Below are 14,926 nucleotides of genomic sequence, written 5' to 3'. Positions count from 1 at the left end.
CGGTCTCAGCCGGACGCGAAGATCGTCTTCTTCTGGCGCTCGATCGAGGACAGCAGGCTGTCGATCCCCTTGGGGTCGCGGATGAACTTCTGCAGAGCGGGCTGCATCACCGTGGAGGTGAAGTCGGGGCGACTGTCACGGTCCATGAACTGGGTGAGGTGCTTCGCCTGGCTGATCATCTCGTAGCCCTTCTTCTGAAGGGCGCTGTAGCCGGAGGTGTCGGCCTTCGTGGAGGCGGCGATGAGGCTCGGGTCGGCCTTCAGGTAGATCTCTTCGGCCTGGGCCGTGCCCAGGAATTCGAGCAGCTTGACGGACCCGGCGTGGTTCTTGGGCTTCTTGCTGAGCATGATGCCGTCGGTCGGCGCCTCCACGGTGTCCTGCCCGTACGCCGGGTCGATCTCCGGGAAGGCGAAGAAGTCGAGGTCGTCCAGGTCCGCCTTGTTGCTGAACTGCTGGGCCACGAACATGCCGAGCATGTACATACCGGCCTTCTTCGCCACCAGCGTCTGGGCGGCGTCCTGCCAGGTACGGCCGACCGCGCCCTCCTGGTGGTAGGGGAGGGTCTCGGCCCAGGTGTCGAAGACTTTGCGGACCTTCGCGTCGGTCCAGGAGGCCTTGCCCGCCATCAGCTCGACGTGGAAGTCGTAGCCGTTGAGGCGGAAGTTGAGCTGGTCGAAGGAGCCCATCGCCGGCCAGGCGTCCTTGTCGCCGTACGCGATCGGGACGAGGCCGTCCTTCTTCATCTGCCTGCACAGGGCGACGTACGCGTCCCACGTGGTGGGGACCTCGTAGCCGTACTTCTGGAAGACGCTCTTGCGGTAGAAGACCGCCCACGGGGACGTGGTGAGGGGCACCAGGTAGTACTTGCCGTCCTGACCCTTGCTCAGGTCATGCATGGCGCTGGGGAAGTTGTCCCCGATCGTCTTCCACACGTCGTCGATCGGAGCGGCGAGGCCCTTGGACGCGAAGAACTGCATCCGGTAGCCCGCGAACCACTGGAAGACGTCGTCCGGCGTGCCCTGCAGGTAGGTGTTGATCTGCTCCTGGAACGTGTTGTGGTCCTTGGTGTTGATGTCCACCGCGATTCCGGACTGCTTCGTGAAGGCCGCGTAGACGTCGGCGTACCCCTTCTTCGGGACGGCGTCGGACGCGTTGGAGCCCACGGTGACGGTCTTGGTGTCCGACGAGGCGGAACTGCCGGCGCAGGCGCTCAGCAGAGGGATGCCGGCACCCAGTACCGCGGCTCCGCCGAGTCCGCGGAGCACGGTGCGGCGGCTGGTTCCAGGCATGGACTGACCGGGGGAGGAACGGTGCATTTCGGCTCCTACTGGGCTGGCGGTGCCCAGGTATGGCACGTCAGCCGGACGGGGGTATGACGGAGAGTGGGTCGTCGAGGGACCGTTAGAGGGTCAGTCGAGAACCGGAATCCAACACAATCGAACAAACGCGATCGTCGGACGCCAGGAAGCGTGAACGCTCTGTGGACTCGCTGTCAAGACTTTCCGTCCGGGAATCCATGATGGACCGGGTCCGGCCATGAGCCCCACGCGTCGGCGGCCGGACCGGACGGGCGGGGCTGACATGGCTCGCCGTCGCACCGTCCCGGTCCCATCAATGGCCTCTTGAGCTGCAGGAATGCGTGCCGGGCGCGCATTCCTCGGAAGCCTCCGGCACCTCGCTCCGCCAGGCCGCGGGCCTCGACGACCGTCATGCCGGAGGCAAGTGGTGTTGCGAGAACTCTTGACGTGCGCTCGGTGGATGCGTACACATTGACCGCGCGGTCAGACCGCGCGGTCATGTAAGTGACCTCGTTCGATGGAGAACACACGGCCATGGGGAGACTTCATGACAACAGGGCTGGAGCGCGGTACCGGCTCCTCCGCGCCGCGCAGTGAGGACGTGGCCAGGCTGGCCGGCGTCTCACGCAAGACGGTCTCCCGGGTCCTCAACAACGAGCCGTACGTCTCCGACGAGTCCCGACGACGCGTCCTGGCGGCCGCCGAGGAACTCGGCTACCGGCTGAACCACGCGGCCAGGGCACTGGCCTCCGGCCGTACCCGCTCCATCGGTGTGGTCGCTCTGGGGACGGCCGGGTATGGAACCGCCTCCCTGCTCGTGGGCATCGAACAGGCCGTACGGGACGCCGGTTACGCGCTTCGCGTGCTCAACACACCGGACGGCAACCCGGAAAGCATCGCCGCCGCGCTGGAATCACTCCTGGAGCAGGGTGTGGACGGCATCGTCGTTTCCGAACCCATTGTCGAAGGTGAAGTCCCGCTCGGCGTCGACGTGCCGGTCCTTTTCCTCGGGGCCCCACCCGCCTTCAGTGCCGCCCGGACCCTGACCGCCGGCGTGGGCGCCCATCAGCTGGCGCGCGCGGCCACCGATCACCTCCTGGACCTGGGGCATCCGACCGTCCATCACCTCGCCGGGCCGCGGCGGTGGTACGCCACCACGGACCGTATCGAGGGATGGCGGGCGGCGCTGGCGGCCCGGGGCGCACATGAGCCGCCCGTGCTGAACGGCGACTGGTCGGCGGCCTCCGGGTACGCCGCGGGTCGCGAGCTGGCCGCGGACGGCGCGGTGACCGCGGTGTTCGCCGCGGGCGACGAGATGGCCATCGGCCTGATCCACGCCCTGCGGGAAGCCGGCTGCCGGGTGCCGGAGGACATCAGCGTCGTCGGTTTCGACGGAAACCCCGTCTTCGCCTACGTCTCCCCGCCGCTGACCACCGTCCGTCAGCCCTTCGAGGCCGCGTCACGGGAAGGAATCCGGCTACTCCTGCACGCCATCGAGAAGCCCGACACCGCCCTGCCGCCGGCGAACGATCCACCCGTCGAACTGATCGTCCGCGGCTCGACGGCGCCTCCGCGCTCCCTCTGACCAACCCCCGTACCACTGCTCCGGCGCAGGCCCGCTCGCCGGGGCACCCCACCTCTTCCATTCCGCGACTGTCGCGCCGCGCCCTCCGCTCGCGAGCCGCGCCCGGCAGCGTCGCCCGGTCGTCCCCCCCCGGACGACGTGCCCAACGAACCCCGCCGCGTCACTCTGGGCCGTTCCGAGCCGGCGGACATCGAAACACACCTTCCCCTTTCCCCTGGGAGCCGCAATGTCCTCAGCGCAGACAGGCGCCAGATCCGGCGCCGCTCCGCGTTCCCGTCCCCTCTCCCTCTTGTCCCTGGCCTTCGTCCTGCTCGTCGCGGCGATGACCATGGTCCTGCCCGCCGGCCGGGCGGACGCCCTGGCCCGCCCCTCGCAGACGATGTACACCCCGCCGTCGGGTGCGCCCTCGCCCGGGTCGCTCTACCCGCGGGCGATGCGTATGCAGCACAACGGCTCCGCCAACGGCACCATCCTCGCGACGTTCGAGCAGTACACCTCCGGCACACCGGTCCTCCCGATCTACCGCAGCACGGACAACGGCAACTCCTGGTCGAAGATCTCCGAGGTCGCCGACACCCAGAACGGCTGGGGCATGCGCTGGCAGCCGGAGCTGTTCGAACTGCCCACGGCGATGGGAGGCTTCCCGGCCGGTACCATCCTGGCCGCCGGAGCCTCGGTCCCCGCCGACCGCTCCGCCATCAAGATCGATGTCTACGCCAGCACCAACCGCGGACAGACCTGGACGTTCGTCAGCAACATCGCCACCGGCGGCCCGGCATACGACCAGAGCGGCAACGGCAACACCCCTGTATGGGAGCCCTTCTTCCTCTACGCCAACGGCAAGCTGATCGTCTACTACTCCGACCAGCGCGACCCCGACCACGGCCAGAAGCTCGTGCACCAGGTCACCACGAACCTCAGCACCTGGGGTCCGGTCGTGGACGACGTGGCGATGCCCACCTTCAGCCACCGCCCGGGTATGGCCACCGTCGCGAAGCTGCCCAACGGCAACTACGTCATGACGTACGAGTACGGCGGCTCGCCCTCGGGCAACTTCGCCGTCTACTACAAGATCTCCTCCGACCCGGAGGCGTTCGACTCCGTCACGGGCATTCCCCTGCGGTCGACGGACGGCGCGGTCCCCACCAGTACCCCGTACATCACATGGCTGCCCACCGGAGGTCCGAACGGCACGCTTGTCGTCGGCGCCTACAGCACCAGCGACCTGTTCCTCAACACCCAGAACGGCGCCGCGAACACCTGGACGCGTATCAGCTCCAACGTCGCCAACGGCTACAGCCGCGGCATGGTGCCCCTGTCCGACGGCCACAGCCTGCTCGTGCTCAGTGGCGGCAACGGAGGCCCCGACCTCTCCAACCCCGTCACCTACAGCACCATCGACCTGGGCGGCGGCATCTCGGACGGTGCCACCTACACCGTGTCGAACGCGGGCAGCAACCTCAGGCTGAGCATCGCGGGCGGCTCCACCACCAACGGCACGAACGCCACCCAGCAGAACGCCGACAACGCCACCGACCAGCAGTGGCGCTTCGTGCAGCAGAGTTCCGGCTACTTCGAGATCCTCAACGTCGCCAGCGGCAAGGTCCTCGGCGTGGAGAACCAGTCCACCACCAACGGCGCCAAGATCCTCCAGTGGGACGACAACGGCACCCTGGACCACGAGTGGGCCGTCTCCCCGCACCAGGCCGGCGGGTACAGCATCACCAACCGTGTGACCGGCAAATACCTGGAGATCCCGAACGCCTCCACCGCGGCCGGCACCGCCGCCGTCCAGTGGAGCGGCACCAGCTGCGCCTGCCAGCGCTGGAACCTCACCCAGACCGCTCTGCCCCCGCTGGGCACCGGGCAGTACGTCCTCGTCAACAAGAACAGCGGGAAGTACCTGGACATCCCCCAGGGTTCCACCGCCACCAACACCGCCGCCAACCAGTGGCAGAACTCGGCCTGTCTCTGCCAGCTGTTCACCTTCCAGTCCGCCGGCGGTGGAGCCTGGACCATCAGGAACGCCAACAGCAACCTGAACCTGGACATCCGTAACGGCTCCACCACCGCCGGAGCCGCCGTCGTCCAGAACACGCCGTCCGCCGCCGATTCACAGAAATGGACCCTCGTCGAAGCGGGCGACGGCTACTACGAACTCAAGAACGTCAGGAGCGGATTCCACGCAGGCGTCGCCCAGTCCTCCACCAGCAACGGTGCGGCAGTCGTGCAGTGGAACGACGTGAACGTCGACGACCAACTCTGGAAGATCGTCCGCATCAACTGAGTGACCGTCCGCGGAAGGACGTGTCAGACGGTCGTGCCGGTCACCGAGTTCCCGGACTCGGTGACCTGGTATGTCGCTTTGGCGCCGCTCCAGAAGTGGGTCCAGCCGGCCGGGCCCGCGTTGCTTCCGTCGTCGTACCTGGCCTCCAGCGTTGCCTCGACTCCGTCCTCCCGGTCGCCGACCAGGCTGGTGAGGACGGAGGGCGCCGGCGCCAGCTCGTTGCTGCGCTGCCTCCTGCATTCGCCGCTCCCCGGGAGGCGATTGAACGGCGGACCCACCGGGCTCAGGATGGGCCGCGGTCCCAGGGTGGGATTGAACGAGCTGAACCAGCTGTGGCGCTGCTTGTCCATGGCCGCCCGGGGGGCGATGCGCGGGAAGTCGCACCGCTGTCGACCGTGCTTGCCCACTCTTACCGGCCACCGTCTCCTACGGGCCACCGTCGCTCGATCGCTGTCCTCGTCCCCCCGCACCATCACATGCGTCGGCAGCACACCCTGCGGACGGTCATACCGTCTCCTTGCTTGGGTCGAAGGGTTCTTTGCGGTTGGGCCAGGCCGTGCGTACGGCGGGTGCCAGGGCCACGGCAAGGAACAACACCAGAAGGGTTCCGGAGATCGGGCGTGTGATGAAACCGGTCGGGTCTCCGTCGAACATCAGCAGTGAGCGGCGAAGTGAGGTCTCCAGCAGCGATCCCAGGACGAAGGCCAGCACGAGCGGGCCGGGGTCGAATCCGAGCTTCTTCATCAGGTATCCGATGACGCCGAAGAAGACCACCAAACCGATGTCGAAGACGCTGTTGTTGACGGTGTACGCACCTATGAGCGTGATGAGCACCGTGATGGGGGCGAGGATGGACGGGCGTATGCGCAGGATGCGCACGAACAGCCCGACCAGTGGGATGCTCATGATCAGCAGGAGGATGTTCCCGAGGTACATCGAGTTGACGACGCCCCAGAACAGCTCGGGATGCTCGGTGACAAGCTGTGGGCCCGGGGTGATGCCCTGGATCAGCAGGGCGCCGAAGATGACTGCCATGGTGGCGTTTGCGGGTATGCCCAGGGACAGAAGCGGGATGAACGACGATGTGGCGGCGGCGTTGTTGGCGGTCTCGGGGGCGGCCACCCCTTCGACGGCGCCGTGGCCGAACCGCTCGGGATGACGCGACCGGCGTTTCTCCAGGGCGTAGGCGGCGAGCGAGGCAAGTACCGCTCCGCCTCCGGGGAGGATGCCGAGAAGGAAGCCGAGGACGCCGCCGCGGCCGATGGCGCCGGAGGACCGCCGTAGGTCGGTCCGGCTCGGCCAGACGTTGGCGACGGTGGTCGGTGCGTGCACGACGCGGTGGCGCTCCTCCAGGGCGTAGAGGATCTCGCCGAGGCCGAAGAGGCCCATGGCGATGGGCACGAAGTCCAGGCCGTCAGCCAGCGACAGGCTGTCGAACGTGAAGCGTTCGGTGCTGGTGAATCCGTCGCGGCCCACGGTGGCCAGGAGCAGGCCGATGGTCGCGGTGATGAGGGCCTTGAGCATGCCGCCGCTGGAGACCGTGGCTACGAGCAGGATGCCGAGCAGGGCCAGCAGTGTGTATTCGGGCGGGCCGAAGTCCAGTGCGAACTCGGCGACCACGGGCGCGACGAGGGTCAGGGCGATGACCGAAAGGGTTCCTCCGATGAAGGAGCCGATCGCGGCGATGCCCAGGGCCGTGCCTGCCCGGCCTTGACGGGCGAGCGCGTGTCCGTCGAAGACGGTCACCACCGAGGACGCCTCGCCCGGCAGGCGCAGGAGTACGGAGGTGACGGTGCCGCCGTACTGCGCGCCGTAGAAGATGCCCGCCACCATGATGATCGCGGTCACGGGTTCCATGCCCAGGGTGATCGGGAGAAGAATGGCTATGGTCGCGGCCGGTCCCAGACCGGGCAGGACACCCACCAGCATGCCGATGAGCACACCGACGAGGCAATACAGAAGGTTGACCGGCTCAAGAACGACGGCGAAGCCGTCGAGCACGGGGGACACGTCCAACGGCCCTCCCGGACCTGTGGTGGTATCGGGTCAGAACAGGTGGGGGATGGTGACCTCGAGCGCGCCGACGAACAGCGCGTAGAGGACGATCGTGAGGACGAGACTGACGACGATGGAGGTCCGCCAGCTCTCCCGTCCGAGCACGCGGAGCCAGAAAAACGTCAGGAGCGCCGCAGGGATCTCGAAGCCGATGACGCCGACGACCGCCACGAACCCGACCATGCTGCCGACGGCTACGAGAACGAGAAGTCCGGTACGGGTGAACTGCTCGGCGTCGTCCATGCGCCGGGCATTGGCGGCCAGGAGAACACCGAGGACGGTCAGTGCCGCGCTCACGAGGGCAGGCCAGGTGCCAGGGCCGGGCTTGGCGGGGCTCCCGATGCCCAGGTCCAGCGCCCCTGTGAGCGCGGTGGCACCGAGAGCCACGACGACGACGGCCGTGACGAGCTGGGCCGCCGGGCCTGCCGCCGGTGGTCGATTCTCGTCGGCGGGCTCACCTGCGGCCGACGGGATCTCCGTGGGCGAGCTCATCAGTCTTCGCTCAGGTCGATCTTGTACTGGCCCGTGAGGTCGCGGTACTTCTTCAGCGCGGCCGTCCACTGGTCGATCACGGCGGGACCGTCCACCTCGTTGGGAGTGAGCAGTCGCTGCGTGTTGAAGTCCTTGTACTCCGCGTTGGCGAACGCCTTTTGGAACGCCGTTCGCAGTCGCACGACGACGTCCTTGGGGGTGCCCTTGGGGGCGACGATCGCGCGTGATTGCTGGACTGGGACGTCGTAGCCCGCCTCGACGGCTGTCGGGGTGTCCGGCATGTACGAGGGCCGCTTCTCCGCGAACGTCACCAGCGGGGCTATCTTGCCGGCCTTGATCTGGGGTTGGGCCTCGCCGAGTTGGATGGAGGCGACGTCGACCTGGCCGCCCATGACCGCGGTGAGCGTGGGGGCGCCGCCGTCGAACGGCACCGCGGTCGCGTCGACCTTCGCCTGGGAGAACAGCAGTGCCTGACTGAGGTGGCTGCCCGTGCCGACGCCGGTGGTGCCGTACTTGATGGCCTTCTTGGCGTCGACGATGTCCTTGACCGTCTTGAAGCCGGACTTGGCGCCGGCGACGAGGACGTAGTCGTCCTGGGAGAGGCCGGTGACGACCTCGTAGTCGTTGATGTCGACGGCTTCGTCGGCCGGGACAGCCAGCGGGGTTATGTACGCCAGAGAACCCACGAAGACCATCAGCGTGTAGCCGTCCGCCTTGGCACCGGCGAGCTCTTTCGCGGCGAGGGCGCCGTTGGCGCCGGGCTTGTTGAGCACGGTGACGGTCTGCTTGAGATCGGAGTCCGCGGGATCGGCGACCGCCCGCGCGGTGAGGTCTGTGCTGCCGCCGGCGTCCTGGCCGACGAGGAGGGTGATCCCGCGGTCCGGGAACGAGGCGTCGTCCTCGGACTTCTGATTGCCGACGTTCCCGCCGCAGCCGGCCAGAGCGAGTGAAACGGTGAGCATGGTTGCAGCCGCGATGCGGCGGCGCACCCGAAGGCTGTTCAGCATGAGTTCTCCCCAAGCGCGATGAGGGTGGTGGGGGTGCCGAGGTCCACGCTGTCGCGCAGCCTATGATCACCCTTCATGCCTGTCCAACTCCCTTAGTGCATAGGCTGATACCTTCTTTGCATGGGTTACACCCTGGAGCAACTCCGCGGATTGGTGGCCGTTGCCGAGGAGTTGCACTTCGGCCGGGCGGCCGCGCGACTGCGTATGACCCAGCCACCGCTCAGTCGCCAGATACAGAAGCTCGAGGCCGCCGTCGGCGTCCAACTACTCGAACGCGACAACCGTCATGTGGAGCTGACTCCCGCCGGCGAGGCCTTCCTTGTTGAGGCGCGACGCATCCTGGCCATCGCCGAGGCGGCGCCGAACCTGGCGCAGCGCATCCACTCGGGATCGCGCGGTGTGGTCCGTCTCGGCTTCACCGCGGCTTCAACGTTCGGCACGCTCGGCCACCTCCTCAACCGGCTGGAACAGCAGTTGCCGGATGTGCGCATCGAACTCTACGAGATGGTCACCCGCGAGCAGATCGCGGCGCTGGCCAGCGAGGACCTCCATCTGGGCCTCGCCCGCCCGCCGTTCGACTCCGAGCTCTTCGACTCCCGGCTGCTCCACCGGGAGGCCCTGATGCTCGCCGTGCCCGCGGAGCACAGGCTGGTCGACCTGGACCGACCCGTGGGCACCGAGGACCTCACCGGGGAGCCGCTGATCTTCCACTCGCAGCAAAAGGCCCGGTACTTCTACGACCTGATGGTGAGCATGGTCCCGCTGGCACAGGAACGCGTGGTGCACAGCGTCAGCCAGGTGCTCACGATGCTGTGGCTGGTGTCTGCCAACCGCGGTGTCGCCTTCGTCCCTGCCTCCGCAAAGTTGCTCCGCATCCCCAACGTTGCGTTCGTACCACTGGCTACGCATGTCCCCGAACCCGTGGAGCTGCATCTGCTGTGGCCCCGACACTCGCGCAATCCCGCACTCGCCCGCGCACTGATCGCCCTGGAGGACATCAGCCCCTAGTGCTGGATTCCTCATTCCCTGGGTATGTGTCCTGGTGGTGGGGCAGAAGCTTTCGGCCGGACGTGGCGCGAAGGGGGAGCGGCCGGGCTTTGCCGCGTGCGGACGGGGAGCCTCGGCGCCGGAACGACCGGTGTCACGACAGCAGCATTCGCGTCCATATCACGGCCAGGAACGCGCAGGCGAGCGCGAACAGGCTCTGACCGCGCACAGATACAGCTTGCCCTCGCCGGTTGCGTGCTCGGTGATGTCCGTGAGCCACTAACCTCGCCGTTTCGGTTGGGGTGCGGCTGAGGGTTGGGTAGAAACGCAAAAGTGCCTTCCTGAGCTGGGACGATGGACCTTGTCTAGGGGTTCTGTCGTCGCCAGAGGAAGGCACTTTCTGCGTGAAGGATATCGGTTCGCGGCCCCGGCTTGTGGTGTCCACTGACGGGTCGGGGGTGGTCGGGCACGCCGGAGCACGTTTGCTGGCGGACCTCGCCGAAGCGACCGGGCTGACGGCGGCGTATTCCACCGTGCTCCGGCCGCTTCGGCCGCGCGGCACCGGCCACGACCCGGGCCGGATCGCCACCGATCTCGCAGTGATGCTCGCCGACGGCGGCGAGGCGATCGCGGATCTGGCCGTTCTGCGGGACCAGCGCGAGGTGTTCGGCCCGGTGGCCTCCACGCCGACGGCTTGGCGGCTGCTGGCCGCCGTCGACGAACGCATACTGGACCGCCTGCGGTCGGCCCGCGCCGCAGCCCGGGAAGTGGCCTGGCTACAGGCCGCCGAGACCCGCACCGCGATACCCGCAGTGAAGGCCGGCGGACGCGAACTGCCCGGCCTGGTCCTGGACCTCGACGCCACGCTGGTCACCTGCCACTCCGAGAAAGACCAGGCCGCACCCACTTACAAAGGCGGCTTCGGGTTCCACCCGTTGCTGTGTTTCCTGGCCAACACCGGCGAGGCGATGTCCGGGCTGCTGCGGCCTGGCAACGCCGGAGCCAACACCGCCGCCGATCACATCACCGTGCTCGACCAGGCCCTCGCGCAGATCCCCGACGCCCATCGGCACGGCACCGACATCCTGGTCCGCACCGACAGCGCGGGCAGTGCGAAGGCGTTCCTCACGCATCTCCGCGCCTTGCGTGACAAAGGCCTTCACCTGCGTTTCTCGGTCGGATACGCGGTCACCGCACCGGTCCGCCGCGCAATCCGCGCCCTGCCCGAACAGGTCTGGCACCCCGCCCTGGACCAGGACGGAACACTGCGTGCCGGCGCCGAGGTCGCCGAGCTGACCGGCATGGTCGACCTGAACGGCTACCCGGCCGGAACCCGCATCATCGTGCGCCGCGAACGCCCGCACCCCGGCGCCCAACTGTCCCTGTTCGACCAGGACGAGGGCCTGCGGCACCAGGTCTTCCTCACCGACACCCCGTACTCCGGCGGCGGCTCGGCCCAGTTCCTGGAGGTCCGCCACCGTGGACACGCCACCGTCGAGGACCACATCCGGTGCGGCAAGACCACCGGCTTCGGACGCTTCCCATCCCGCCTGTTCTCCGTCAACGCCGCCTGGCTCGAGCTCAGCCTCGCGGCCATCGACCTTCTGGCCTGGACCCGCGTCCTGCTGCTGGACGGCGAACTGGCCACCGCCGAACCCAAGAAACTCCGCTACCGGATCCTGCACGTCGCTGCCCGTCTCACCCGCGGCGGCCGTCGCCTCCATCTGCGGATCGCAGCAACCTGGCCCTGGCGACACCAACTCGCCGCCGCCTTCCACCGTCTGGCCGCCCTACCCCGCCCCGCCAACTGACCAGCCACCCCGGCCACCTACGACACGAAAGACCTTGGAGAACCCGACCACCGCGCCGGGTCCCCACCATGCCCACCGCCCGATACCGCCTCGATCAACCCCACAGCGCCACCTCGTCACCCCAAGCGAAACAGCGAGGCTAACGGTTCGGCCCGTCCGCGGTGAAGTTCCGCCGCACCAGGTCATCGTGGACCGGTGGCCCGGCGTTGGCGTTCTTCCCGCGGCCCCTGCGTTTGCCGAAGGCACTCCACCAGCCGTTGTCCCGGCAGATCCGCCAGGCGGTCCGCTCGGCCATCGCCTCACCGGCGGCGCGGGCCTCGTCGATAAGGAAGCGGTGCCCCGAACTCGGGATCGTCGCGGTGCGCGTCGAACAGGGCGTTGGCCCGGTAAGCCTGGGTCAGTTCGGCGTCGGTGGCAGGCCGGGCCAGCCACCGGTAGCCGATCTATTTGGCGCCGCCGATATCACCCGCAGGGACCGCGGATCACCGAGTCGTTCGCGTAGCCCCCGCTCAGCCGCAGACCACGTCGAAGCGCCGGAGTTCCAGGCTTCGGCCAGCGGCACGACGCGGTGGATGTCTAGCTTGTGTGCGTCGTCCGGGCAGGGGGCGACGGGGCCGTTTGGTCCGCTACTGGTCCGGGAGAATTCGCTTGAGACGCCTATCGTGGCGCGATGTGCTGAGGCGATCGCGGAGAGTGGCGCAGGTGCAGAGGTTGCCTGGAGTGGAACGGAGTCTCCAGGCAACCGACTTGAGACTCTAGAAGAACCCAAGTTTCTTTGGACTGTATGAAACAAGAACGTTCTTCGTCTGCTGGCCGTACGGGCTTCATGTCGCAGTACATCGACGGCTTTGTGCGCCACGAGGCGCTGCATGACGTGCGGGGATGAAAGGACCCTGCCTCCGCTCAGTCGCAGCTGGGCGGAGTAGCTGAGGACAGTCCGACCCGGGAGACGCCGGTGAGGATGGAGAGCAGTCCTGACAACGACGGGACGGCCTGGCACTGCCAGACAGGTCGGGTCCGGCAAGCGATACGGAGAGGTGTACGCGAGGAACCGATGGTGTAAAGCCCCGTAAGCGATGTGCCGGCTCAAATCTGGTGGATATGGGCCGGGGTGCAGCGCGTGGCCGTCCTGGTTCGCCAGGAGCGGTCAACTCAGAAGCCGACCGGATCCGTCGGTGGTGAGGCCAGTGGAAAAGCCTGCGGCGTACCGCTGGCGATGCTGCCGGGGCAAAGTCGGACGCCTCCTTCGTGAAACGTCGTGCAGTGAACGTGGGAACCATCCGTGGTCGCCCGAACTCCGCGAAGCCATCGCGGTGAAGTTCCCCCCGCGAACTGGACAGCGGGTGTTTACGCTGCCGGGGCGAGGTTCTGCCTGAGCAAGGATCTCGTTTCGAGCGGGGTGACGTACCCGTAGTCGGGGTGTCGACGGAGCCGGCTGCGGTTGTACTCGACCTCGATGTAGCGGAAAACGTCGGCCCGGGCGGCCTTGCGGGTCTCCCACATGGTCGTCCCGATCTCCGCTTTCAGGATGGCGAACCAGCTTTCCGCGGCGGCATTATCGTAACAAGAGCCGACGCGCCCCATCGACTGCCTCATGCGCAACTTGCGTATTTCGCTGCGGAATTCGTCACTCGTGTACTCGCTGCCGCGATCCGTATGCATGACGCAACCCTGCTCCAGGCCGCCACGCCCGGCCGCCATCCGCAAGGCGGCGACCGGCAGCTCGGCGCGGTGGTGGTCGGCCATCGCCCAGCCGACCACCTCCCGCGTCGCGAGATCGATACAGGTCGCCAGATACAACTTCCCTTCCAGCGTGCTGAGTTCAGTCATGTCGCCGACGAGCCGTATCCCGGGCCGGGGCGCGGTGAAGTCCCGGCCGATCAGGTCGAGCGCGAACACCGCCCGCTTCGCCTGCCGGGTCAGGCCCCGCCGCCGACGGCGGGTGATCCCGACGATCCGGTGCTTGCGCATCAGCCGCTCGACCTTCTTGGAGTTCACCACCCGCCCGGCCCGCCGCAGGGCGGCGTGGATCCGCGGGGCCCCGTAGGCGCCGCGAGATCCGGCGTGAAGCACCCGGATCTCGCCCACCAGCACCTCCTCGGCCCGCTCCCGCACCGACCGGGCCGGCCGTGACGCCCTGTGCGCGTAGTAGGTGGAACGGGGCACTCCCAGCACACGTCACAGAAACGCAACGCTGTGACCTGCAGGATTACCCTCCGATGCCTTCTCCGCATCGATGAAACGACACCGTGCCACGGTGTCTACCTCATCTTGTCCTGCGCGAAGAAGGCGGTCGCTTTTCCCAGAACCTCGATCGTGGCCTCCTGCTCGCGAACCTTCCGCCGCAGCCGGACCAACTCCTCACGCTCCGCAGTGGTCAAAGCCCCGGCGGGTCCCTCACCGCGGTCGACCTTCGCCTGCTTCACCCACCCACGCAGCCCTTCGGGACTCACGCCCAGATCCCTCGCGACCTCGGTGACCGTCTTCTCCGAGGACAACGCCAAGGCGACCGCGTCCCGCTTGAACTCGGCCGTGTACCGCTTACTCATGTTGCTCTTGCTGCTCACTACCTGTGACTGCTTCCTCCGGGACCATCCGTCCCAGTATCAAGCTGTCCGGCTGGCAGGGGGAACCTCACGGAGATGGGCAGGCCCGTCGTCGGCTGATGGCCATGGGTGGGGCGGAGGCCCCGTAGTAGTCCGAGCGCGGGAAAGCCGCGCACATGGCGAAGGGGGCCAGCAATTCAGCAGCGGAAGAACTGGAATGTCAGGAGGATGTCGTTGGTGAATACCGACGAGTTGGAGCACGCCTTATTTCAGGCGGAGCGCCGGGTACTGAAGATCCAGACCAAGCTGCACTGTTGGGCGACCGATGATTCTCACCGTCGGTTCGATGATCTGTTCAACCTTGCTGCGCCACGAAAGCGCTCTGTTATATCCCCGGTTAAGCCGGGAGGAACTCGGAGGGATGTTCCTGGGTCCGATGGCTAACCTGAATCCGAAAGGTGCAGGGAACAATAGCATGCCAGAAAAGTAACGCTCGCGTTCAGGCATATGAAGCGAGGCGTTGCGGGACCCGTGCGATACGGATAAAGCTTGATTGCCTAGACCTCAATCTCCAGAAGGTGCAAGAACACGCCCGCCGGAAATAGTGCCTGATACCGGCGCCACACCCTGTATCGGCATCACGAGGTGGCTGATACATCCTCCGGGATGTGGAGCGATGCCCAACGAGGGCATTCAAGGAGATGAATGAGGATCCTAAGTCGCACTATCACGTATGACAGAGACGAACGTGGGATCACCTAAGGGGCGCGAGCCCTACGGTGACAGAGGCCCCGTAGTAGTCGTAGGAGTAACGCCCTACCGAGGGGGACGGGAAGGCCGTCCGCAGGGCCAAGGGGG

12 protein-coding genes are annotated in these 14,926 nt (G+C 67.2%); 4 read left to right on the top strand and 8 right to left on the bottom strand.

All coding sequences use genetic code 11. From position 1 onward, the window contains the following. Positions 1 to 5 precede the first annotated feature (5 nt). Entirely contained in the window at positions 6 to 1,316 is a 1,311-nt protein-coding gene (locus tag OG622_RS07410) for an ABC transporter substrate-binding protein (RefSeq protein ID WP_371574210.1), read from the bottom strand. 529 nt (positions 1,317 to 1,845) lie between these two features. On the opposite strand from OG622_RS07410, the gene OG622_RS07405 reads away from it, so the two are divergent. Together OG622_RS07405 and OG622_RS07400 are read left to right on the top strand one after the other, a co-directional pair. Then, entirely contained in the window at positions 1,846 to 2,883 is a 1,038-nt protein-coding gene (locus tag OG622_RS07405; protein ID WP_371574209.1) for a LacI family DNA-binding transcriptional regulator, read from the top strand. Positions 2,884 to 3,109: 226 nt separating this feature from the next. Continuing rightward, positions 3,110 to 5,170, top strand: a complete 2,061-nt coding sequence (locus OG622_RS07400; RefSeq protein WP_371574208.1) for an RICIN domain-containing protein — start codon at positions 3,110 to 3,112, stop codon at positions 5,168 to 5,170. 23 nt (positions 5,171 to 5,193) lie between these two features. On the opposite strand, the gene OG622_RS07395 is transcribed toward OG622_RS07400, so the two are convergent. From OG622_RS07395 to OG622_RS07380, 4 genes are all read right to left on the bottom strand, one after another. Beyond that, on the bottom strand, positions 5,194 to 5,577 hold the full coding sequence (locus OG622_RS07395) for a hypothetical protein (RefSeq protein WP_371574207.1): 384 nt from the start codon (positions 5,575 to 5,577) through the stop codon (positions 5,194 to 5,196). 97 nt (positions 5,578 to 5,674) lie between these two features. Then, on the bottom strand, positions 5,675 to 7,180 hold the full coding sequence (locus OG622_RS07390) for a tripartite tricarboxylate transporter permease (RefSeq protein WP_371584025.1): 1,506 nt from the start codon (positions 7,178 to 7,180) through the stop codon (positions 5,675 to 5,677). A 36-nt stretch (positions 7,181 to 7,216) separates the two neighbouring features. Continuing rightward, positions 7,217 to 7,717, bottom strand: coding sequence for a tripartite tricarboxylate transporter TctB family protein (locus tag OG622_RS07385; RefSeq protein WP_371574206.1), 501 nt, complete (start codon positions 7,715 to 7,717; stop codon positions 7,217 to 7,219). After that, positions 7,717 to 8,724: a tripartite tricarboxylate transporter substrate binding protein gene (locus OG622_RS07380; protein WP_371574205.1), complete on the bottom strand. Its 1,008-nt coding sequence runs from the start codon at positions 8,722 to 8,724 to the stop codon at positions 7,717 to 7,719. The genes OG622_RS07385 and OG622_RS07380 overlap by 1 nt, the downstream gene beginning before the upstream one ends. 120 nt (positions 8,725 to 8,844) lie before the next feature. Between OG622_RS07380 and OG622_RS07375 the strand changes: the two genes are divergently transcribed. Then, a complete protein-coding gene (locus OG622_RS07375) occupies positions 8,845 to 9,732 on the top strand; it encodes a LysR family transcriptional regulator (protein ID WP_371574204.1) in 888 nt (295 codons plus the stop codon). Between the two features lie 383 nt (positions 9,733 to 10,115). Then, positions 10,116 to 11,522, top strand: a complete 1,407-nt coding sequence (locus tag OG622_RS07370; RefSeq protein WP_371574203.1) for an IS1380 family transposase — start codon at positions 10,116 to 10,118, stop codon at positions 11,520 to 11,522. A gap of 139 nt (positions 11,523 to 11,661) precedes the next feature. On the opposite strand, the gene OG622_RS07365 is transcribed toward OG622_RS07370, so the two are convergent. The 3 genes from OG622_RS07365 to OG622_RS07355 all read right to left on the bottom strand — a co-directional run bounded on the left by OG622_RS07365 (position 11,662) and on the right by OG622_RS07355 (position 14,089). After that, positions 11,662 to 11,817, bottom strand: coding sequence for a hypothetical protein (locus OG622_RS07365; protein WP_371574202.1), 156 nt, complete (start codon positions 11,815 to 11,817; stop codon positions 11,662 to 11,664). Between the two features lie 1,052 nt (positions 11,818 to 12,869). Further along, the gene (locus OG622_RS07360; RefSeq protein WP_371583972.1) at positions 12,870 to 13,688 is read right to left on the bottom strand and encodes an IS3 family transposase; all 819 of its coding nucleotides are present in this window, start codon (positions 13,686 to 13,688) and stop codon (positions 12,870 to 12,872) included. 95 nt (positions 13,689 to 13,783) lie between these two features. Next, positions 13,784 to 14,089 (bottom strand): transposase, encoded by a 306-nt coding sequence (locus OG622_RS07355; protein ID WP_371572347.1) that lies wholly within the window; start codon positions 14,087 to 14,089, stop codon positions 13,784 to 13,786. Between the last annotated feature and the right edge of the window lie 837 nt (positions 14,090 to 14,926).

The sequence above is a fragment of the Streptomyces sp. NBC_01314 genome, from assembly GCF_041435215.1.
Classification (GTDB): domain Bacteria; phylum Actinomycetota; class Actinomycetes; order Streptomycetales; family Streptomycetaceae; genus Streptomyces.
The sequence above is the reverse complement of the archived record's forward strand: the minus strand, read 5'-3'. Positions and strand labels throughout refer to the sequence as shown.